Origin of the sequence: Streptococcus sp. HMSC067H01 (assembly GCF_001814775.1) — a bacterium.
GTDB lineage: Bacteria > Bacillota > Bacilli > Lactobacillales > Streptococcaceae > Streptococcus.
Map to the genome: position 1 here is coordinate 104694 of NZ_KV817804.1, position 22260 is coordinate 126953.

15 protein-coding genes and 1 pseudogene are annotated in these 22260 nt (G+C 37.6%); 2 read left to right on the forward strand and 14 right to left on the reverse strand.

From position 1 onward, the window contains the following. Positions 1-30: 30 nt before the first annotated feature. On the reverse strand, positions 31-306 hold the full coding sequence (locus tag HMPREF2987_RS08475) for a zinc-ribbon domain-containing protein (RefSeq protein ID WP_257375203.1): 276 nt from the start codon (positions 304-306) through the stop codon (positions 31-33). Between the two features lie 198 nt (positions 307-504). Here HMPREF2987_RS08475 and HMPREF2987_RS08480 point away from each other — a divergent pair, with 198 nt between their 5' ends. Continuing rightward, complete coding sequence (locus HMPREF2987_RS08480) at positions 505-1518, forward strand: hypothetical protein (protein ID WP_075230161.1); 1014 nt, start codon at positions 505-507, stop codon at positions 1516-1518. A 517-nt stretch (positions 1519-2035) separates the two neighbouring features. Then, positions 2036-2182 (forward strand): annotated as a pseudogene (locus HMPREF2987_RS10505) (IS982 family transposase); the annotation flags it as partial. 507 nt (positions 2183-2689) lie between these two features. Here the strand turns inward: HMPREF2987_RS10505 and HMPREF2987_RS08485 are convergent. The 13 genes from HMPREF2987_RS08485 to rexB all read right to left on the reverse strand — a co-directional run bounded on the left by HMPREF2987_RS08485 (position 2690) and on the right by rexB (position 22085). Beyond that, positions 2690-4240: a ClC family H(+)/Cl(-) exchange transporter gene (locus tag HMPREF2987_RS08485; protein ID WP_075230162.1), complete on the reverse strand. Its 1551-nt coding sequence runs from the start codon at positions 4238-4240 to the stop codon at positions 2690-2692. Between the two features lie 15 nt (positions 4241-4255). Further along, on the reverse strand, positions 4256-5035 hold the full coding sequence (locus HMPREF2987_RS08490) for a ribonuclease HII (RefSeq protein WP_075230198.1): 780 nt from the start codon (positions 5033-5035) through the stop codon (positions 4256-4258). Beyond that, complete coding sequence (gene ylqF / locus HMPREF2987_RS08495; protein WP_075230163.1) at positions 5022-5873, reverse strand: ribosome biogenesis GTPase YlqF; 852 nt, start codon at positions 5871-5873, stop codon at positions 5022-5024. Before ylqF ends, HMPREF2987_RS08490 begins: the two co-directional genes overlap by 14 nt. Positions 5874-6004: 131 nt before the next feature. Then, the gene (imm40, locus tag HMPREF2987_RS08500) at positions 6005-6331 is read right to left on the reverse strand and encodes an Imm40 family immunity protein (RefSeq protein WP_075230164.1); all 327 of its coding nucleotides are present in this window, start codon (positions 6329-6331) and stop codon (positions 6005-6007) included. 76 nt (positions 6332-6407) lie between these two features. After that, positions 6408-8444, reverse strand: coding sequence for a glucosaminidase domain-containing protein (locus HMPREF2987_RS08505; RefSeq protein ID WP_075230165.1), 2037 nt, complete (start codon positions 8442-8444; stop codon positions 6408-6410). Positions 8445-8657: 213 nt separating this feature from the next. Then, complete coding sequence (locus HMPREF2987_RS08510) at positions 8658-9104, reverse strand: hypothetical protein (RefSeq protein ID WP_075231338.1); 447 nt, start codon at positions 9102-9104, stop codon at positions 8658-8660. After that, positions 9085-9996: a phosphodiester glycosidase family protein gene (locus tag HMPREF2987_RS08515; RefSeq protein WP_075230167.1), complete on the reverse strand. Its 912-nt coding sequence runs from the start codon at positions 9994-9996 to the stop codon at positions 9085-9087. The genes HMPREF2987_RS08510 and HMPREF2987_RS08515 overlap by 20 nt, the downstream gene beginning before the upstream one ends. Further along, positions 9993-11036 (reverse strand): bifunctional glycosyltransferase family 2/GtrA family protein, encoded by a 1044-nt coding sequence (locus HMPREF2987_RS08520; protein ID WP_075230168.1) that lies wholly within the window; start codon positions 11034-11036, stop codon positions 9993-9995. The genes HMPREF2987_RS08515 and HMPREF2987_RS08520 overlap by 4 nt, the downstream gene beginning before the upstream one ends. Before the next feature lie 262 nt (positions 11037-11298). Further along, entirely contained in the window at positions 11299-13167 is a 1869-nt protein-coding gene (locus HMPREF2987_RS08525) for a peptidase (RefSeq protein WP_075230169.1), read from the reverse strand. Positions 13168-13374: 207 nt separating this feature from the next. Next, on the reverse strand, positions 13375-13872 hold the full coding sequence (locus tag HMPREF2987_RS08530) for a YkgJ family cysteine cluster protein (protein WP_075230170.1): 498 nt from the start codon (positions 13870-13872) through the stop codon (positions 13375-13377). A gap of 128 nt (positions 13873-14000) precedes the next feature. After that, the gene (locus HMPREF2987_RS08535; RefSeq protein WP_075230171.1) at positions 14001-15179 is read right to left on the reverse strand and encodes a hypothetical protein; all 1179 of its coding nucleotides are present in this window, start codon (positions 15177-15179) and stop codon (positions 14001-14003) included. Between the two features lie 16 nt (positions 15180-15195). After that, positions 15196-18837: a helicase-exonuclease AddAB subunit AddA gene (gene addA, locus HMPREF2987_RS08540; RefSeq protein ID WP_075230172.1), complete on the reverse strand. Its 3642-nt coding sequence runs from the start codon at positions 18835-18837 to the stop codon at positions 15196-15198. After that, positions 18834-22085 carry an ATP-dependent nuclease subunit B gene (gene rexB / locus HMPREF2987_RS08545; RefSeq protein WP_075230199.1) on the reverse strand — a complete coding sequence of 1084 codons (3252 nt, stop codon included), beginning with the start codon at positions 22083-22085 and terminating at the stop codon, positions 18834-18836. Before rexB ends, addA begins: the two co-directional genes overlap by 4 nt. Between the last annotated feature and the right edge of the window lie 175 nt (positions 22086-22260).

Consider the following 22260-nt stretch of genomic DNA (forward strand, 5'->3'; position numbering starts at 1 on the left):
TAAAAACACTTTATATTACTTAAAGTGTTCTTACTTTTTTATATCTTTTTTAAACTGTATAAAATGTTCTTGCTTTCTTCTGTAACCTTTGCAAATCGAACATGCCTTTTTATTTCGCTTTCTGTATGCCATTCTTTCTTTAACTTGAATTTTATAACGATGATCTGGGTTTTCCTGACATATCCACCATACAGACATATTACTCAACTCTGTGATTTCAGTTGGACTTGCTATTAGAAGGTTATTTAAATAATCCCGCTCAAACAACGGAATTAAATTTGTTTTTTGCGCTAAAATGATGCGCACGTTTAGAATAAAACAAGTATTAAACTTAATACAATTTTAACATAGCGGAAAAGAGGTGTAAAGAATAAATACTCTGAAAAGTTTGTATACATTTTTGATTCGTGCACAAGTATGTAAATATTGTAAAACAATTTCAAAATGTGGTAGACTAGATATGAATTTTGATGGACGATAATTAGGTCAGAGAAAAGGTTACAGATGGAAAAATTAGTTTTTATCGGAATGCTAGTGTTCTTGGCAATTGTGTTTATTGGAATATTGTTTTGGCTTCGTTTTAGAATGAAGAACACCTTTGAGAACGGTGTTTCAATGTACGATGCCCCAGCAAATAATCAGACTAGGACGAGTAAGCTAAGCGTAGGAGAGTATGCAGTGCACATAATTTTAATACTAATTAGCGCTGTAATTGCCTTTAAGGTCATGAGCATGTTCCGTCATGGGGCGGCGCCAATTGGTGCTGCTATAATCACGCCTTCTATAATGTCGCTTTTCAATGCACGAAGGAGAACCGGGAAATCTTGGATGGGTATCGTTGCAGTGCTTATGATATTCGTGTTTTTGATGTTTGTATATATAATTATAGGTCTACCTGATAACGCACCTCCACTTAGAATTGACGGAACTGAAATTCATCTTACAGAGACTAAGATTTCGGATTTGATAGACAAGGGGTTTGACATTTATGTGTCAAATGGTAGACATGATTATCCTAATTATAACGAGCTTTTGACAACGGGAAGCTATACTAAATACCAAGGAACTGGGGTTAGCGTTCCAAACGGCTTTAAGTCATATGACTCAGCAGTTACGCGATCTACCTATCTTCTTGTAAAGAAGAATGTAGTTCTCGGATGTATAGGTGTTTACGGAGATAAGAGAAAGAATACGGAGCTGAAGGACTGTGTAGTTACGCAGGTTTGCTTTGATTCTGAGTGCACAGCTGTTACCCAAAAATATGGAATCTCATATAATATAGATGGTATAGATTTACTAAAGAAGCTTGACGAAAACGAGTTCACGAAAGTATTTGGGAAAAAAATATGGCTGACTCCAAGCGAGCCAAGAGATGAATATTTGGGTCATTATGGCGTGCAGTGGGGCGCAGGTAACAATGAATTCTTTTGGAATCATTATTTTATGAATTTAGACCTTGATTCGAATAATGATATAGTTAATTTTAATTTTAGTTCTAATATTGCAGCAGAGCGATAGAAGAATTTGCAGGGATAATTAGGCTAGGCAAAATGAAAAATAAAAAAGTACTAAGTAAGACAAAGTATGCTATTTATCTTCTAGTGATCCACCTTATATGCATACTTTTCACTATAAGCAAAATAGTGATACCTTCATGGGGTCACTGGTTAGAGACGACACGCTTTCTTTGGACAAGCTTTCCTACCTATGTATGCGTGTTAATAGCCATTTTCCCAATGGTATGCTTTTGGCCATATTTGATTAGTGCAGATTTTAAGCCGGGTACAGCAAAGACCTTGCTTGCGACTTCTGGTCTAATAGTAGGTAACGTGACTCTGATTTTGATATATACGACTGTTTTGCACAAGGTATTATAGGTATAAAAAAATCCCTTTATAGGGATTTTTTGATTGCTTCAAGTAGCTCGTCATATTCTTCAAATGCTAGAACCTCTGGGTGATCCTTCTTGATTGATTCGGTGCTTCTAAACAAGAATCCTTGTGGGTGTCTCCTTGGTTGATGACTTACTAGAAATATGAGACGGACTATTGAAACTCGATTTTCAGAACTTTGTGCTTTTTTTGATGTCGAACAAACACTAGCTAGAGGCTTAACAGGATTGCAGTTGAGAATGGAGCAAATTGTACTGACTTATAATCTGAGATACTTTGAGATTAGCTAGCACCACGAGTAAAAATCTATATCTTACTATCAATAAGACCTTAAATGAGTAGCAAAAAATGTACAATTGAACCACTACTTCTTCTGCACCTATTAGAGTAAAAATATACAAATCAATTCCTTAAATCAGATGATGTTATGAACTAGAAAATATACAAAATAACACTTCAAAATAATGTACAAAATAAAAATAAAGTACACTCCTTAAAGAATGTACTTTATGCTTCTAATTCAGTTGTATCAATAGTTTAGCTCACGTTAAGTCAATTGTACATAAACTTTTAGTTTTCTAAAAAACGACTAGATTCGCTAAGTGAATTATTGATCATTAATTTATTGACTTAAAAAATTTCTAAAGCTTCTACAGTTCATTAGAATAAAATATAAAAACTCGATACCATTATTTAGGAATCGAGTTTTTATTCATATGACACGGTCTATCTTTTTAATTACTAATTTTAGACCAACTATACACGAGACATAACATAAGTTATGTAAACAACCAATCCTACAACAACAAATCTTTCACTTTTCCAATTTCACTTTTTGGAATTACGAGATGAATCATATCACCTAGATACATCCTTGTAGATCCATTAACTGTCTTACTTTTACCGTTATGTACCTGGGTTGTGATGAGCACATTGTGTGGTAAATTGAGTTCATGTACCTGCTTACCAGCTATCTTATCAGAAACTGGAATTTCAATTAGGGTAACTTCTCCATCATCAGTTACTGATTCAGGTAGCATTTTCTCCAGCATGGCTTCATAGACGGGCGCCCCTTTGAGCAGATCCATAACAATATAGGCAACTAGGGTTACCATCCCTAAAGGCATTAGATTGCGGATGTCACCAACCATTTCCGTCACAAGAATCATAGCTGTCAAAGGTGCTTTTGAGATGGCCCCAAAATACCCGCTCATTCCAAGAATCACAAAGATAGGGAATTGCTGCTGTGTAACGAGGCCAAGATTGACACAAATAACACCTACCAGGGCACCAAGTAAGGATCCTAAAGCTAAAATTGGCAAGAAAATACCACCTGGCAGTCCACTACCATAACTGATCATACTCCAGATAAATCGAATAATAAAGTAAGCCAAGAGAATTTGAAAACTAAAATCTTGTTCTGTTAAGGATAAGACAACCTGATTGCCTCCACCGAGTATCTGTGGTAGGAATATTCCTAATGGAATGATAAGAAGAAAGGCTAGAATAGGATAATAGGCCTTATCCAGATGAATCTTTTGACCAATCCAATCATATACTTTTCCAACGTTAAGAACGGCTTTTTCATAGAGAAAACCTGAGAGTCCTAGAAAAATTCCCATCACTAGATAAATCCAATATTGGCTCAAGTTCATGAGAGGGATATTGTCCGGCATATCAAGTACAGGTGTTAAGCCAAAGATGAGAAGGGAAACAAAGTTTGCTACTAGACTAGCAGCCAAGGTAGAAACCCAGAAAAATCGTGAAAAATGATGGTAGACTTCTTCTACTACAAATAGGAGTCCTGCAATAGGTGCATTAAAAGCTGCAGCAAGTCCAGCAGCAGCTCCGCTAGCAATCAAAGAACGCTCCTCAACAGGGCTAGACTTGAGCCATTTAGCAATTCCTTTGCCTCCAGCGGCACCTAGCTGAATACTGGGACCTTCACGACCGAGCATGAGCCCACTCGCAATGGCCAAGATACCTAGAATGTATTTTTTCCAGAGGACACTCCACCAGTTGAGAGACATGAGACCTTTTAACTCCGCTTCAACTTGAGGAATACCAGAACCTCTGATATCTTTTTCTGAGCGTGTTAATTTGGCACTAAGTAAGCAAATGAGGATATAAAACAATAAAATGATCAATAGATTCCGTATCAGATTCTCTTGGTCTTGATAAAATCCTTGAACGATATGAAAGCCTTTTTCGATCAAAAATCGAAATGATCCTACAATAAGTCCTACGACTAATCCGACAATAATACCTCGCCCTACTTGAGCTAAGATCGTACTGGACGCGAAGGCAAATTCTTTCTTGGAACTAAGTATTTGCGACTGTTCCTCCATAATTCTCTCCTTTAATTATCTTTTACTAGTTTCTGAAACGATCGTTTTAATCGGTTCAAAACTGGTGCGATGAATAGGTGTGACACCGTGCTTTTCAATTCCTTCTAGATGCTTAGCAGTTCCATAGCCAGCATTTTGAGCAAAATCATAGCCTGGAAATTCTTGGTCATAGTTAGCCATGATCTTATCTCTTGTAACCTTCGCAACGATAGATGCTGCTGCAATAGATAAGGAGTTGGCATCCCCTTTGATGATGGATGTCTGAGAAATCGGCAAGTCCAACTTCATAGCATCAATCAAGAGGTGCTCTGGTTGAGGCTCAAGCTGATAAATAGCTTCTTTCATGGCTAGTTTCGTCGCTTCATAGATATTGACTTGGTCAATGACATGATTGTCCATAATCCCGATACCGATTGCTAGGGCATTCTCTTTGACAGCTTGAAAAATCTCCTCGTGTTTTTTCTTAGGAATTTTTTTGCTGTCATTTAAACCTTTAATTTTACAATTTTGAGGTAAAATCACTGCCGCAGCCACCACTGGACCAGCTAGCGGACCACGTCCAACCTCATCTACACCTGCAATTAGGTTAATCCCTTGAGCATAAAGCTCTTTTTCATAAGATAACATGCCTTCTAGGCGCAGATTTTCATCAATTTCAGCTTGAATAGATTTCTTACGCCTTTCAATTTCCTTTTGTACACCTGTACGAGAATCTTTTTCAAATTCCTTAAAAAGGGGACTTTCAAGATCTGTTATCTTTGCTAATGCTTCTTTTATTTCTTTAATCGTTGCCATTGAGATCATCCAATGTATCTAAGGTATAGTTACCAAGTTTTCCATCACGAACTTCTTTAACAAAGAGATTGTAAAAACGATCGTAATCATCACGGAAACCAAGGATACGCGTCATATCCATGATAATTTCTGGAGCTTCATCGTCCAGATTCATTTGTTTGAAACGTTCTTGAAGCTTTTCAGGATAATGCGTTTTAAAGTAATTGAGACCGAAAATCGTTACCTCATCCATCGGAAGCAACTGGTCTTTGATAGCTCCAGTCAATGCGAGTTTAAGGGCAACCGTTTCATCTTCGAATTTTGGCCAAAGAATACCAGGAGTATCCAAAATTTCCAAATCTTTATTGGTTTTAAGCCATTGTTGGCCCTTGGTGACGCCTGGTTTGTTACCAACTACAGCAATTTTCTTACCAGCTAAACGGTTCATCAGAGTTGATTTACCAGCGTTTGGAATACCAATTATCATGGTACGTAAGGTTTCGATTTGAATTCCACGCTCTTTTTGACGAGCAATCTTATCTGACATAAGTTTCTTAGCAGCATCGGTCACGACTTTAACTGTAATTTGCTCTTTAGAATTGATAGCAAGTGTCTGAATACCTTGTGATTCAAAGTACTGACGCCACTCTTTTGTCAATGTTGGATCTGCAAGGTCTGCCTTGTTTAGAATCAATAGCCTTGGTTTGTCCCCGATGATTTTAGTCAGCATTGGATTTTGGCTAGACAAGGGCAAACGTGCATCTACTAAAACTGTCACAAAATCAACAAATTTTAAATTTTCCTGGACCTGACGACGCGCCTTGGACATATGTCCAGGAAACCATTGAATAATAGCCATAATGTAAAATTCCTTTCTCAGATTGGATTTTATCTATTTTTTTATTTTCTCGAGTAAGCAATAGATAGCATTTTTTTAAAATAAATCACCAACTTCTATTATATCATGATTTCTCCTATTTGACTCTCTATTCAGTCTATTGGTTCCTCTAAAACGATTGAAAAATAATAGTGTTTACCATGATTTTTTACATAATCTCTTATATACTTTTCTGTTTGAAGAATGGATTTGCTACAATCGCTAGTTGGATCTTGTTTCTCATAATGCCAATTGTCATAAGTATGTGTCAATTGAGCATTTTTGTAGCAAAACACATCTCCACCTAATATGGTCAGATTATTCGCTTGGACAATAGCAAGTAAGTCTGTTATAACTGAGTAGCTATAAGCGTATGCATTAATCCCTAAGTGCTTTAGATTTATTCCTCTTTTGTGAATATGTTCAAAATTCATCTTCATAATGAAAAGTCCTCAAGTTTCTCTTGATAAGCAAAATCGATAACCACTTTTCAGTCGTTATCGATTCTAATGATTTCTAGTCTTTTTCGCCCAGCTTACTGTTGATTGTCATCATAATACTTGCAATCTTTTCTCCCCAATATGGGTCTGATGCGTAAAGGACATTCATTCCGGAAGCTTTATTTCCAAGATGGGTTCTACCTTCATCATAATAATTCTCGCGAATCCATTTAGCTGCACCTAAGATACCCTTGTCGACATTGTCAAAACTTTTGGCTGAATCATATGGTGTTGTATCATAGGCTGCAATACCAAAGAAGTTATTCTTATCCTTGGCAATCTGGCTACGTCCCCATGAACTTTCTAGAGCACTGTGGGCAATCAAGTAGAGGGCATTGATTTTATAACGTTCTTCCGCTTCTTTAAAGACTGCACCTTTACCTGCCAAACGACTTCCTTGAATATTCATGATAGAGAAAATTTTATCCAACTCTGCTGCTGTATAATTAGTTGGTTTGCTTAAATCTCTAAACAAGAAAGGATTTTCAACTGTAAAGTTGTCAAAGTTAGCACCATCAGCTGAATAATACTTTTTACCAATGGTCATAGATGAGCTATGTGGTGCAACTCGAATACTAGCATAAGGTGATAACTCGTGGTAGAGATATTTACCATCCGTAGTATAGTGAGGAATGAAGTCACTTGCAGAACTAACTGCTACAAGATCATTCTTGTTCATATAACCTGAAAGGCCAGAGATTTTGACTGGAAGTCGACCACCTTGAACTTCTGCTCCAGTAACTGAAACAATGCTACCTTGTGAGATATAGCTGAGTCTATCACCAGAAGCGCTGTAGACATAAGCTGTAATTGGAGCTACCTTATAGTAAGATGATGGATCAGAAATCCATTTTCCATTACTTTGGAAAGAATAGTCTTTACCTTTGATTTTGAAAGTCCCAGTTACATAAACTCCATCTTCTTTGAGGTAATACCAAGCGTCATAGTCCTTATCAAAAATCCATTCATTCTTAGCCATATAGCCGCCAGATTTTAGATAGTAAGCTCCCTGCCACTGATTTTCAGCGTAGCTACCATCAGCTTTGATATAGAACCAGCTATTGTGTTTCTTATCAAAGATCCATTCATTCTCAGCCATTGCTCCACTATCTTTAAGATAGTATTTCTTTTTCCAGGTGCTACTTTCCATTACACCTTCGGCATCAAAGTGGTACCAGCTATTTTTAATTTTTTCCCATTTGTTTCGTGTGATTTTACCAGATGCGTCGGCGTAATACCACTTATCTTTAATTTTTACCCACGAGGATACGGCTAGAGCCCCATCTTTAGTGAAAAGATAGTCTTTGTAAATCGTTTCACTAAGCATGCCGCCATCTTTGTCGAAGAAATACCAGACATTCTTGATTTTTTCCCATTTATCACGAGAAATCTTTCCTTCTTGATTCCCATGATACCATTTGTCACCAATTTTAACCCAGCTATTTTCTGCTAAGGCTCCACTACTATTGAACAAATAGTCATTGTGGATAGCATTACTGAGCATGATGCCTTCTTGATTAAATCGATACCAGACTCCAGAAATTTTTTCCCATTTATCACGAGTAACTTTTCCCTCCGCCGTAGCATAATACCATTGATTATCGATTTTTGCCCAAGAAGATTCTGCTAAAGCACCGCTATTATTTAACAGATAATCATTAAAAATAGTATTACTTAGCATGATGCCTTTTTGATTGAAATAATACCAAACACCAGCTATCTTCTTCCAATTTAAAACAGGCTTATTATTCTCATAATAGCGCCATTGACTGTTTTCTTTTTGCCAACCTTCTTTGTTAACCTCTTCTACTACTGCTTCTGTCGAAGACTGCTCCTTGGTGTTAGTAGTTTCTTGCTTTGGGGAAGTTTGAGGCTCGACTTTTTCTGACTTGTTTTGAGTTTGGTTCAGATTGTCATTTCCTGCTTGGCTTCCTGTAGCCTTTTCAGAAGTTTGAACTTTATTGGTAGCTTGAGATTCCTCAGCATAGACGGTCGTTTTTGCAAAACCTGCCATAGAGAGGGCAACCGTACTTGCCAGCAATATTTTTTTCATTCTTTTCTCCTAGCAAATACCAAGATTGGGATTTGTTTTTCCTAGATATTGTATTAAAAACGCTAATTATCAATTTTATTATACAATATTATTTTAAATACGAAAGTAGTATTTAAAATTAGAAAGAAACTTGTAATATTTCTACAATATTTTAGAAATAAAAGTCAATAAAAAGTAGTCGAACATAAGCTGAACGACTACTTTTTTATAACATTATGCCTGCCCATAGACTTCTTTGCGTTTCGTTTTAGTTACTTTGCTAGTACTCTTCCAAAGGTTTGGATTGATGAAGATAGTAATGATTGCTAGTATTGCAAAACCAATCCCAACATACCAGTAGGGTGTATCCAAGGTTGTAGAGCGTCCTGAAAGATTGACAATTCCTCGGAAAAGTGTACCCGCTGTAATAATCGCTACTGCCGAATTCCATAGATTTAGACTAATACGAGAGAAATGAGGGAGAACCTTGAGAAAGATTGCTAGTAGAATTCCCCCTACAAGAGGTGCTGCAAATAAATAGTGCATATGAACAGAAGTTTCTCCAAAACTAAAAGCTTCATAAATTCTAGAAAATGCAAAGAAGAAAATAGTGATTAGTGTATAAGAAATGACTGTTTTTTTTAACCGTTTTTTGCCAAGATTAGTAACCGATGTAGACAATGTCACTCACCGCCCTTTCTGAAATTTTGTTTCCACCAGTCGTTGGTTTATTGATAACCTGACCGTTGAAGTAAAGTGTAGATGATCCACCACCATCAAGATTGTAGGCAGTCTTTGCACCATAAGATTTCATGACCTCAGCTAGCTGATAAAGAGAGAGTCCTTCACTTTCTGATGTACGTCCGTCTGAAACAACGATGATATAGTGATTTTCATCGATCATACCAATCGCTGAACGAGGATTTGATGCCATGGCCTGTCCTACTTCTGTATTGGTATCAACTGCAATTTCACCATTTTCGACCAAGGCTGGTCCAAAAGCCAAGAGATTGACGACACCGTCATTAACTAGTTGCTCAGCTGAGATCTGATCTTCGTAAATAACCTTGAAAGAGCCGTCTTTATAAATAGCTAAGTCGCCATTACTAGAATCTTCACGAACAGTATCACGATAGACAACGCCATTACGGATAACATAACCTGTAGAGTTAGCACCATAGTAATCCCCGTTTACTGCTAAAATGGCATTGTTGTCAGCTGCGGTTACAGAGGTTTTTGCAGTTACGTTAGTTCCATAAGCATTTTGAGCAAAGGCAGTTTTCAGATAATCTGATGAGCTCAGAGTAATATCAGCAACGTAGACTTGTGTATTATTGACTGTCGTTTCAGACAAATTGACGGAAATATTGTCATCTTTATAACTAGAGTCAGTGACAGTAGCTGTCTTAGCAGCTTGACTTGCTACTGCAGCATTGGAACTTGTGCTAGTTGTGGCAACTGTTGATATTGTCTCAGCAAGGACAAAGGTCTTTAGCATGGAATAACTAAAGGATCCTGTCAAGAGTAGGCCAAGAACTGAGGCGTAAGCATAGCGTTTCTTTAAAAATTTCATAGTACAGTTGATGTCCTTTCCTTAAAGATGAATTTCTTCTGAACTGTCCAAGAGACAGCGAAGAGAAGAATGCCGACGATAACTTTGGCAATCAGAAGGTTGATTCCAAAGACTGTAAAGAAGAGACGAATCAGAAGCGTGTCTAAGACAAAGAGTCCGACTGCTAGACCAAAGTATCCCATCCCTGTTTTCACAAGACTATCGTCATTTTTAAATACTAGTTTTTTATTTGTAGAATAGTTGAAAACAGAGCTAGTCACACGAGCGACTCCGTTTGCTAGAAAGATACGTAAACTCGTCGGAACTGTCGGCAAAATCAAGATTGCTAGGGCGTAAACGACATAGTCTACAACAAAGCTACTGAGGGATGATAAGGCAAATTTAAAGATATTTTTATAGATCATGAGCCCGTCTTGGATTGGGCGGAAGTGTGAAGCCTCATTGTCATTAATATAGACAGTTTCAATAGGAACTTCTAAAATCTCGTATTCTTTCGTTGCTTCGAGCAGCATATTCATTTCATATTCATAACGTTGGCCTTCAATCTTAAGCATAAACGGTATCAAGTTTGTAGTAAAAGCACGAAGACCTGTTTGCGTATCTGTTACTCCTACTCCTGTTTGTAGTTTAAAGAGTGCTTTTGTCAAGCTATTTCCGAAACGGCTACGAAGGGGTACTTTACCTGTGAAGGCCCGCACACCCAAGATTAGTTTGTTTGGATTTTCGGAAGCTTTATTAGCCGTGCGGAAAATATCCCATACCTTGTGCTGTCCATCCGCATCTGCTGTGACAACCGTACCATAAATGTTTTGTTCTTGGATATAAGTAAAGGCTGTTTTTAGAGCCTGCCCTTTACCTTGGTTCACTTGGTGACGGATGACAGTTGCATATTGTTCTGCTTTGTCAAAGATTTTTTGGCACTCTGATGAACTGCCGTCGTCTATGACTAAGATATGAAAATCTCTCTTTTCGTGAATTTTTTCGATGAGTTTGATAAGTTGCTTATCTGGTTGATAAGCTGGAATGACTATGTAGTTCATATCGATACCTCTTTCTTTGATGATGGTATAACTATACAGAACATCGCTTAAAGATACCTTATATCAGTTTTCTTTAAGATAAGGTTTAAAAAACTTTAAGCTTAAAAAAGAACTTATCACTTAATAAGAAATATGGTTTGAATTTTCAGATAAAAATAAATATACAAAAATCAAAAAAATTATTTGCTACAGACTCTAACTATAGAAATATAGGGGACTACACTAAAAAGCCATCCAATTTGGATGACTTTTTTAAAACTATTTACTTAGTTCTCTGATTTTTTACTTTTTTGAAAAGTGAAATACCAAAGATTCCAGCTAAAATAGCAAGAAGATTCATAGCTAATGGCGAATCAGAAGTTCCTGTATTTGGTAACTGAGCTTTTTCTGGAGCTGATTTTTGCTCAGTAGATTGAACATTTTCTGGTTGAACAGGTTTTGGATCCGGAGTTGGCTCTGGATTTGGAGTTGGTTTTGGATCCGGTGTTGGCTCTGGATTTGGAGTTGGTTTTGGATCCGGTGTTGGTTCTGGATCAGGAGTTGGTTCTGGATCAGGTTTTGGCTCTGGATCAGGAGTTGGTTTTGGATCTGGTGTTGGTTCTGGATCTGGTGTTGGCTCTGGATCAGGAGTTGGTTTTGGATCAGGAGTTGGTTTTGGATCTGGTGTTGGTTCTGGATCTGGTTCTTTCTCATACTCATAGATAACATGAGTTGTACCTTCTTTTAACTGACCTGTTTCAGGTGCAGATGTTGAAGAAACACCAACTAGATTGTATTTTTTACCATCTACAGTGATAGAAGACGGACGCTCATCTGCGTTTTCAGCAGCATTATAGGTCACAAGATTTCCATCAGATCCATAAATAGAAGTTAATGGTGTGTCTTTATAAGTTTCCTTGATAGATTGATTTGTTCCCTTGATAACATAATCCACCACTACATCTCCATAGTGAAGCGTAGAAACATCCTGGTCAGCCATATCTTCAAATTCTGAAGCATAGTATTTAACAGCAGGATTGGCTTTCAAAGTAAACGTTTTAACATAACTAAAGAAGGTCTCAGGATTAATATTAACATCATGAGGAATAGTTTTCCAGTCACCGTTATTTGGTGTGATATGAGTAGTTGGGTTTGAAACTGACCTAATTAGATGGTCATTCTGAACATAAGTATCATCTACTAAACTTGGATTACCTAGAGCACCATAAGTCGTTTCCCCATTGTTGTCTTGATAATATGGTTGAATTCGATGATATTCTTCTAGACTTTGGCAACCTTCTTCATATGAACCATACCCACCACCATCTTGAGAACATTTCCAAGCAAATCTCGCGTCGATTGGTAAGTACTTGATCTTCTTAGCTTCCTCCAAGGGTACGGTCACAGAAACTCGAAAAGCTGTTGATCTAAATGTATTTGAAACAACAGTATATAAATTAACTGTATCACCATAAGCTGAAGGAAAGGCTGGATCAGGGGAATAACCGTCAGCATCCTTCATATTAACAACGGAAGGTTTCTTACCAGCTGCTAGTTCCTCAGCAGTTGGAACATTCCCCCTTTCATCATCAAGAGGTTCATCATACGAAACCTCTTTCATTGGAACATTAACATCTACAGGATTTCCATTGGCATCATATGTTCCGATCAAAGTGAAATTAGCTTTTGCACCTGAAATCTTAGGAATACGGATACGAACACCGCGAACAGCTTGACCTTGATCACTTGAGTGCAATTCTTTGAAGGCTACAGTGTAATTGTAGACTACACTTTTACCATCTTCACTAAAATGTGCTGGAAGTCCTTCAACATTGACGAAACCACCTTCATCAATGATATTGCTACCATCTGGTTCGCAACTAGCGCCCGGGTTAGAGCCTGGTAAAGTCCCTGCAGGACAGGTTGGCTTATCTTTATCTGTGGTTGCAGCTTCACCATTACTAGTTCCCTCTGCAACATTATTGTCTTCCGGTGCAGAGTTTTCCGAACCTGTTGTATTCGGAACCTCTGGAGCAACTAAAGTTTCTGCTGGTTCGCTATTAGTTTCATCAGCTTGAACCACTGACTGTGATACCAGATTTAGAGCAAAAACAGACATTGTGATAATGCCAAATTTAGTGAGTTTTTTCATACACTTTTTCTCCTTATATGAAAGGGGATAATGCATAAGCAAAATCCGATAGATTGATAATTTTTTCACATACATTATATCATGTAAACGCTTAATTAACAAACAATTACACAATCCATTTAGAAATATTACATGTTTTTTGAAAAAAGGGGAAAGGATGTTCAATATTACACCATAAAATACAGAAAAAACCGAATAAAGATTCCTTCATTCGATTTTTTCTTTTAACTTTTCAACAAAGAGATAGGCTGCTGGACAAGTTAAGGTGTTTTTAATAGTCAGGTTATTGATTTGATAAATCTTTTTACGATCGGTATGTGGAAATTCTCTGCAAGCCTTAGGACGAACATCATATATAGAACATAGATTGTCCCCTCCTAGAAATGGACAGGGCATAGATTTGAAGACCTTATCTCCATCCTCGTCTACCTGCAAAAACTCAGCTTCAAAGGCTGGCAATTTCATTTTAAAGTATTTTGCGATACGTGTGATATCTGCTTCTTTGAAGTCTGGACCAAGACTCTTGCAACAGTTAGCGCAGGCTGTACAATCAATTTCAGTAAAAACTTCTTGATGGATTTCAAGGGCAATTTTATCCAAATTCTTAGGTGCTTTCTTTTTCAGATTTCCTAAAAACTTCCGATGCTCTTTTTGTTTTTGCAAGGCTAGTTGGTGATAATATTCGATATCGATTTCTTTTGACATAGTTTCTTTCTATTTTTTTAATGTTGATACAAATATTTTGAGTTTATACATAAAATAAATTATGTATAATTGCTTTAAGACATAATTTTAATAAACATGAGTCTCTCCATGCAGAACGAAAACTACTGCTATACTATCATTCTTTCTAAAAAAGGTTTGATGCAGTTGGTTAAAATGCCTTCTATCCATGATTTTTGTGCGGATGATAGGTTTTCTGCATTTAAAGTCTCCTTTAAAAAATCACGTACCTGGTCGGGTGCTATTTCAAACTCAAAAGCCTTCATTTTGTAGAAAAAATCAAATAGATTATTAGATAGGTATTCTCTTGAAAATGGGATTTCTCCAGTTTTTCGATACATGGTTAAAAGCCGAGAAAAGCGAGCTTTTTCTTCTGGAATATCTTGAAAATAAGAGTTTAACAACCATACTTGCTTTTGTTTTCTTTCAAGGAGATCTTGACTAGCAATGCGTTGATCCTTTTCGAGTTCTCTTTGGTACTGTTTTGATTTTATAGAACGTTCTGTCCGATTTTTACCGAAGAGAATCTTTTCCCACTGGCGTTCTTCTAGAGTCAGTGTTTCGCTCAGTCCAAAGTAATCTTGATAGACACGTTCAGCTGGTCCCATTGCTAGAACTAGATTATCCGCATATTGTTTAGCAATCTTGTCTCGCTTCTTTCGTTCCTTTTCTGCTTTGATGCGAAGTTCTTGCTCATAGTCAATTTTTTCTTTTCCTAGTTTAACTAGATAGAGTTGATCGTCAGATTTTCCAAGTAGAAAGGGTTTAATAAATTTCTCAAGAACTTCTTCCATACGAGCTTTCTTCACAGGCTCTGCCTTAGTCCAACTTCCACCTTGAAAAACCTCCAAAAAGAGTTGATAATCCTTTTCTGGTGAGAATTGATTACCTCGATTTGACTTAAAAGCTCCCTTTTTCCATAGCCAGTTGATCAGTCGCTCATCAAAATCTGTTTTATTAACTCGAATGGCTTCTTTTTTCTGGGCTTTTCTGGTCAGATTTTCAAGCTTTCTGAGAAGTTTTTCCTCCTCTTCTAGCTGTTGATCTAGGCTAATTCTTTGGAAATGGCGAACACAGTCACTCCCAATGGGAAAGAGACGTTTGCCGGTAACACCGTTAAAAAGTTCATAAGCATACTTAATAGCATTGCCACAGACACAATTACTCCGACCGATTCCATTAAAAATCAAGGAAACTTCACTCCATTCTTTGGTAGCTTGTTCCCAAGTATCGGCTTTAGAGGCCTCTAAAACTGCATCATATAAGTTTTTTCTAACAGGAATGGACATGATGCCTCCTTTCTTTTTATAGTTTAACGACTTCTACTTGGTCTTTACCAAGTAGAATCAAATATTTCTCAACTGTTTCTATCTGATAAGAGCGAGATAGAGCCTCTGCATAGAGATCTAATTGTCCTCGATAGCGTTCAACAAGCTGACTAGCATGCTCATAACGGTCTGTCTTGTAGTCAAAGAGAACAATTTTATCCTCATAAACTAGATAACCATCTAAAATTCCACGGACAACAAAGTTTTCTTGGCTTTTCTCGTCTCTTTTTAACATTGAGAAAGGTTGTTCTCGATAGAGTTTATCTTGATTTGCAAGAATCTCTTGACCTAGAGCTGTATCAAAGAAAGACAAGATTTTTTCCAGATTAACTTTATCTTTAACAGCTGAAGTTGCCTGAACTTGCTCCAAGGCATCTGTCAAGGTTTCCAAAGTAGGTTTCTTAGCGAGATTGATTCGTTGCATCAATTCATGAGTAGCACTACCAATTTCAGCTCCAGTGACTTTTTCTGTCTTGGAGAAGTCTGGAAGTTCAAACTGAATAATAGTTTCTTTTGGTTTAGATTGACCAGCTACTACTACACCTTCCATATCCATGACTGGTTCATAAAACTTCTTAATCTGGCTTGGGGTCTGAACACTCGGAAGATTAATTGCTGCTCGGTGGACTTGATTATAGACTTCCACTTCTTTCAGCATTTCTAAAGCTTCCTTAATGGTATCAGATTGACGGTTATCTGCTTGGGATTGATCTTGAAGCTTACTTTTATTTTCCAAGACTCCAATCACTTCCTTGGTTAAGTCTTCTTCACCCTCGAAACGAACACTAAAGTGTAAGTCCTCTTTCGTAAATGCTTGGTAAATCGCCCAAATCCAGTCTTGGAAATTACTAGCATCTAGTCTAGTTTCTCGAGTCAAAAGACCTTTTCCATTTGTCGGATATTCTTTAGACTCCAACTTTTCTCGAGAACCTTTCCCGACTAAATATAATTTTTTCTCAGCTCGCGTCATGGCTACATAAAGCAAACGCATGAGTTCAGAATAACTTGCTAATTGGAGTTCTTCCTCATTTTGAGTATAAGTCAAGCTAGGGATAGATAATTTAATCGTAGATGGAACGTATTCCTCTTTGGCATTTGTAGCTACTCTAGCAACATACTTGAGCCCAAGGCCATTTTTACGACTTAGGATAACTTCAGACATGGAATCTTGCTTGTTAAATTGCTGATCAATATTAAGGATAAAGACATAAGGGAACTCAAGCCCCTTACTCTTATGAATACTCATAAGCTCCACAGCATCCTTAGGTGGTGCCACAGCGACATTGGCAAGATCATGCTGGGCTTCCAAGACTTGGTCAATCATTCGAATAAAGCGAGATAATCCCTTGAAATTACTCTTTTCAAACTGATCGGCTCTTAGGGCAAGGGCGTAGAGATTTGCCTGTCTGGCCTGACCATTTGGCAAAGCACCAACATAGTCATAGTAAAAGCGGTCGCTATAAATTTTCCAAATGAGATCGTAAAGTGAATGCGTTTTGGAATACAATCGCCAATCTTGGACGGTTTCCATGAAAAAGACTAGCTTCTTTTGTAATTCAGCTTTGATTAAATCCTTTTGAAGACCAATTTTCTCCTGAGCATTGACTAGTTTTTCATAAAAGTTTTCTTGAACCTTATCCTCGGATTTCTGAAGGGCTAATCGAGCCAATTCATCTTCATCAAAGCTAAACATAGGAGACTTCATTAAAGCAACTAAAGCGAAATCTTGAAGAGGGTTATGGATGACTCGAAGAGTATCTAACATGACTTGGACTTCTAAAGACTGTAAATAGTTGCTTTGAGCACCATCTGTCTTGACTGGAATCCCATACTCAGACAAGGCAAGTAGAACCTGGTCATTGCGACTTCTACTGGCAGTCAAGAGAGCAATGTCATTGAAAGGAACCCCTTTATCATTATGAAGATGAATTATCTCCTTAAGCACCATCCGCATTTCACCAGTCAGTTTGTTGGTTACTAATTCCTCATCGTCATCACTATCATCATCCTTATCATATAAGAGAACTTCTGCCTTGTTTTCAGGATTTGCTTGAATATCAGTATTCCCAAAAACAAGCTGGTGCATGCCGTCATAAGATATCTCTCCAACTTCCTCATCCATGAGATGCTTAAAGACGTCATTAGTAGAATCAAGAACTTCTGAACTACTACGGAAATTTTCTTTAAGCAGAATTAACTGACCTTCTTTGCCATCCTGAGCAAAGCTGTGGAATTTTTCATTGAAGATTTGGGGATCTGCCTGTCTAAAACGATAAATAGACTGCTTGATATCTCCCACCATAAAACGGTTATGCCCGTTAGAGAGAAGTTCCAACATTCTTTCCTGGATATGGTTGGTATCTTGGTACTCATCGACCATGACTTCATGGAAGCGTTCCTGATACTCTTGACGTACCTGAGGGAAGTTTTCAAGAATCTCAATAGTATAGTGGCTAATATCCGCAAATTCAAAGGCATTCTCTTCGCGTTTACGCTTTCGATAGGCGTCAACAAAATCACTCATGAAAACTTGGAAAGTCTTTGCAAGTTCAAAAGCTTCCTCATGATACATCTCTTGATATTTGAGTAAGGTACAAGTATCCGATAGAGAAATCAGCTTTTCAAACTTGTCTTTTCTCTCTTGGTTGTACGCTTCTTTTAGAGCTTGGAGTTCAGCCTTGCGACTAGCATTTGTAAGAGCACGGCCACCCTTATCCTTAGAAATACTCACAACTCGTTCTAGAACTTCTTGATATTGATTAAAAGTTGATTCGTTGGTTAAAGCTCCAATTCCATCAAGAACTTGTTGGACAGCTTCTAAGTAGGCTGCTTTCCCAAATTCCTTGGCATCATTCTCTAAATGATAACGGAAGAAACTTTCTAAATCCCAAAGTTTTTCTTTTATAGCATCTGCGAGTTTTTCTTTGGAAACTGTAAAATCAGCCTCTTCAAAGCCTTTTAGAAAAGAATTTTCTAGCCAAGCCTGAGGATTACTTGTAGATTGCAAAAAGTCATAAATCATGTAGACCTGTTTACGCAATCCACGTGCATCCTTGCTTTTACCCGCAAAGTTCTTGACCAACTGACTAAACTGTTCTTGTTCCTTACTTTGGTAGTGTTTTTCAAAAACCTGCCGAAAGACTTCGTTTTTTAAGAGGAGTTGCTCACTTTCATTCTGAAGAATGCGAAAATTTGGAGAGAGGTCAAGGAGATAACCGTGCTTGGTCAGGAATTTCTGGGTAAAAGAGTCCATGGTCCCGATAGCAGCGTTTGGTAAATCAGCTAATTGTCTTCCAAGATGCTTTTTTAGCTCTAAATCCTGAGTCTCTTGGATTTGTTGGCTGATTTTCTTTTCCAAGCGTTCTTTTAACTCGGTTGCTGCCTTTACCGTAAAGGTTGAGATAAAGAGTTGGCGAATTTCTACACCACGCGCTAGTTGATCAAGGATTCTCTCAGCCATGACAAAGGTTTTCCCTGAACCAGCTGATGCTGAGACAAGAATGTTTTGACCAGAACTGTAGATAGCTTGAATTTGCTCAGCAGTTTTCTTGGGTTTCTTGTCAGATTGAGCTTCTTCAATTTGCAATTTTTCAATCTCTTCTTGGGATAAAAATTTCATCGCTCTAACTCCTCTCTTATTTTATTAAACCATGCTTCCTTATCATTGCTCTTAGCAACCTTATCTAACAATCTAGCCTGACCTAGATGGTAATTGGCTTCAAAACCTGTAATGGCTTGATATTGTTGGACATATGGCGCAATACTTCTACCGTCTTCTGTATAAGGATTGATATCAAATCTACCAGATAAAATCTTCTCTGTCGCCTTCTTGTAGATAAGGGCGTTATAGTCTAGCAACAACTGGAATTCCTCATCAGACAACTGGTAAGTCTTATTTTTATTGTAAAACTCTCCAAGGTTTTTTATCTCTTTTTCAAGAAATAGCCCTTGATATTTCATACTCTTAGTCGTTTCTGCCAAAGCCTTTGAAAGAGTTTTAACAGATTGTAAGGACTGAACTGGCTCCGCCATTTCTAAATACATAGCACCAAAGAAGTGTGTATTTCCTTCTTTCTTAAGCGCCGCCAGATAGGTCGGTAATTGTGAGTTAAGGCCATTATAAAAGAGAGGGAAGTTAAACTGAGTTAGAGATGATTTGTAATCTACAACACCAATGGCTTCACTTGTCCTTAAGCGATCTATACGGTCAACTTTACCACGGACATAGACATTTCTGCCGTTTTCTAACTGAACAAAAGCTTGTTCCTTACCACCAAAGACTGCTTCTTCCTGAATTGTTTCAATTTCAGAATTATGACGAAGAATGTGCCCAGTTGCACGCGCAACGTCTAAAAGAACTTCCTTGGTTAATTGGGCTTCTAAACTTTCTTGATAAATGGCTTGAAACTCACGTTCTTGACTGGTTTCAGAAATTGCTTGTTCTAAACGTCGGTCAAAGGGTGTATCAGCAGGAAGTTTCATTGCTCGTTCAAAAATACGATGCAAGAAATTCCCATGGCTTCGAGCATCAGGACGAAGACGCAATTCTTCCTGCAAGCCCAATACATATCGGAGGTAATAGCTATATTCATTTCGATAGAATTCTGTTAGACCAGATGTTGATAGATAAAAATCTTGCTTCTGTGGATATAAAGCTTCTAGAGTATCACTAGCTAAAGTTTTGCTTTTAGGACTTGTTGGTAAAACTGGATTTTCTAAACCTTGGTCTTCCAACTTTTTCCCCATGACGCGAGCCAGAACTTTTATAAAAGTTAAGTCTTCATCACTTGAAGTGGATTCACTTTGTTGATGATAGGCAACGAGACTAGACAAAAGACTGTGATAAGAACCAATATCATCTTTCGATAGATTTTTTCTGTCAATTCTTTTTTCGATTTTAATAAAACCTAAGTTTTGCAATTCTTTCAGATATACCGATTCTTTACTCTCGTTTTCATTGAGTAAACTTGGTGCTGATAAGACTAATTGCTTCTTAGCAGAGTTTACCAAAGAAAGCATGGTATAGCGATTCTTCTTAAGATTTTCATGGCTAGCAATCAGCAATTGAGAGCCATCTTCAGTAATCTGGTTTAAAACTTCTCTTTCTTCATCGCTTAAAAGACTAGTATTTTGGGTGATTTTAGGTAGATGATCCTGCGTTAAGCCAAGTGCATAGATGTAATCAGAAGTCAAAGGCGTAATCAAATCATAACTTTGCACCAGAACCGTATCTACCGTTGCTGGGATTGTACGATAATTTGACAATGACATCCCTGAATGAAGAAGAGCCAAGAAATCATCTAAAGCAATCTGAGTCCCCTCAAATACGGTCGCAAATTGCTCCATTACGTGGCAAAATGTCTTCCATACCTCTTCTTGTCTTTCTTGCTCTGTCGCATCCATCGTTTCAGATAAGGATTGTAATTGCTTGGTAACAGATGCATCCTTCAAAAAGTTCTTCCATTTTGTAAGGATATTTTCAGTCTTTTGCTTACGACTGGATAATAACGTTTCTAATGGATTTAGAACACGGACACGAAGCTCGTTTACTTTCTCTAAATCAAATTTCCCATGATGATTTTTTGTAAATTCTTGTTTAAAGTTAGAAAGTCCATCAATACCTAAATAGCGGATATATTGTTCAAAGCTATCGATTTCCTCTTGACTAAGGTCGGTATATAAGCCGGTTCGTAGCAGATTAATCAAATCTTCCTGACGGAAATAGTACCGTTTGAGACGTCCCACAGATTCTACAAATTGAGTTAAAGGATGATGAGCCATAGACTCGCTTCTCCCTAGATAGAAAGGAATCTGATATTGATTAAAAATAGTCTGCAAGGACAGTTTATAAGACTCTACGTCTCCTAGTAAGATACGAAAATTCTTATAGCTAAGTTCTGGATTTTGGTGCAATTTCTGGCGAATACTACGAGCAACTAGCTCTAGCTCTTCTTTTTGTGTCAGACAAGACCAGATTTGCAATTCTTCTCTATCCTTAGCATCCACTTCTAAGCTAATTTCAGAATAATCATAAGCACTTTCCAGTAATTTTGAGGCCTTGGCAAAAGCGTCAAGATTTTTATGTTCTTGACATGCATCTTCTGGCTTGGTCTGATATTTAAAAGCTAAATGACGTAGAAATTCAACACTGGCTTGATAGAGATTCCCTTCACTAAAAGGGCTGTTATAGGCTCTCTTAGACGCATATACACCAATAATAATCTCAACACCCTTACGATGAAGCAAATCCACAAGGTGTTCCTCTTCTGCAGAAAAACGGGTAAAACCATCAATGACTAGGGCAATCTTACTAAAATCACTACTTACCTTGTTTTCTTCGATAGCATCAATCAGATAGGATAATGGACTTCCTTGTGAAACTTGACCTTGATTTAAATAAGCTGTTACCTTTTCAAAAATCAAGATTAAATCAGAGCGTTTATCAGCATCTGTCAAACTTTCCAAGTCCAAAAAACTCATCTTTGCAGTTGAAATTTCATGATACATCTCAATCAGTTGCTGGATGAATTGCGGATCTTGCTTAATAGCTCCGTAAACACGTAAATCCTTCGGATCAATCTCGGACAGACATTTATAGAAAGCCATACCAAGACCGATATCATCGAGACTTGACTTCTCAGGAATATCATTTAAAACCAGATAACGAGCCATTTGGGCGAAGCGCGTGACTGTAATAGCAAAAGAAGCCTGCTGACTCAAGCACTCCAGCACGGCACGTTCCTTTTCAAAAGAAAGAGAGTTAGGAGCGATATAAAAGACTCGTTTGCCTTGGGCTACCAGTCTTTGAGCCTCCTTGGTTAGGATTTCTGTCAAAGAAGTCCGAATATCGGTATAAAGTAGTTTCATCTCTGCCTCGTTGGAATTTTTCATTACTCTATATTATACCATTTTTTGACTGCTAATCCTATAAATAGAGGGTTCTTTAACTTCTCAAGAAAAGAATGAGGCTGGGACAAAAATCCTAGCCTCTCAATTATCTTTGGATTATCGAGCAAGACGCAGTGGTTGAGTGGGCTCTACT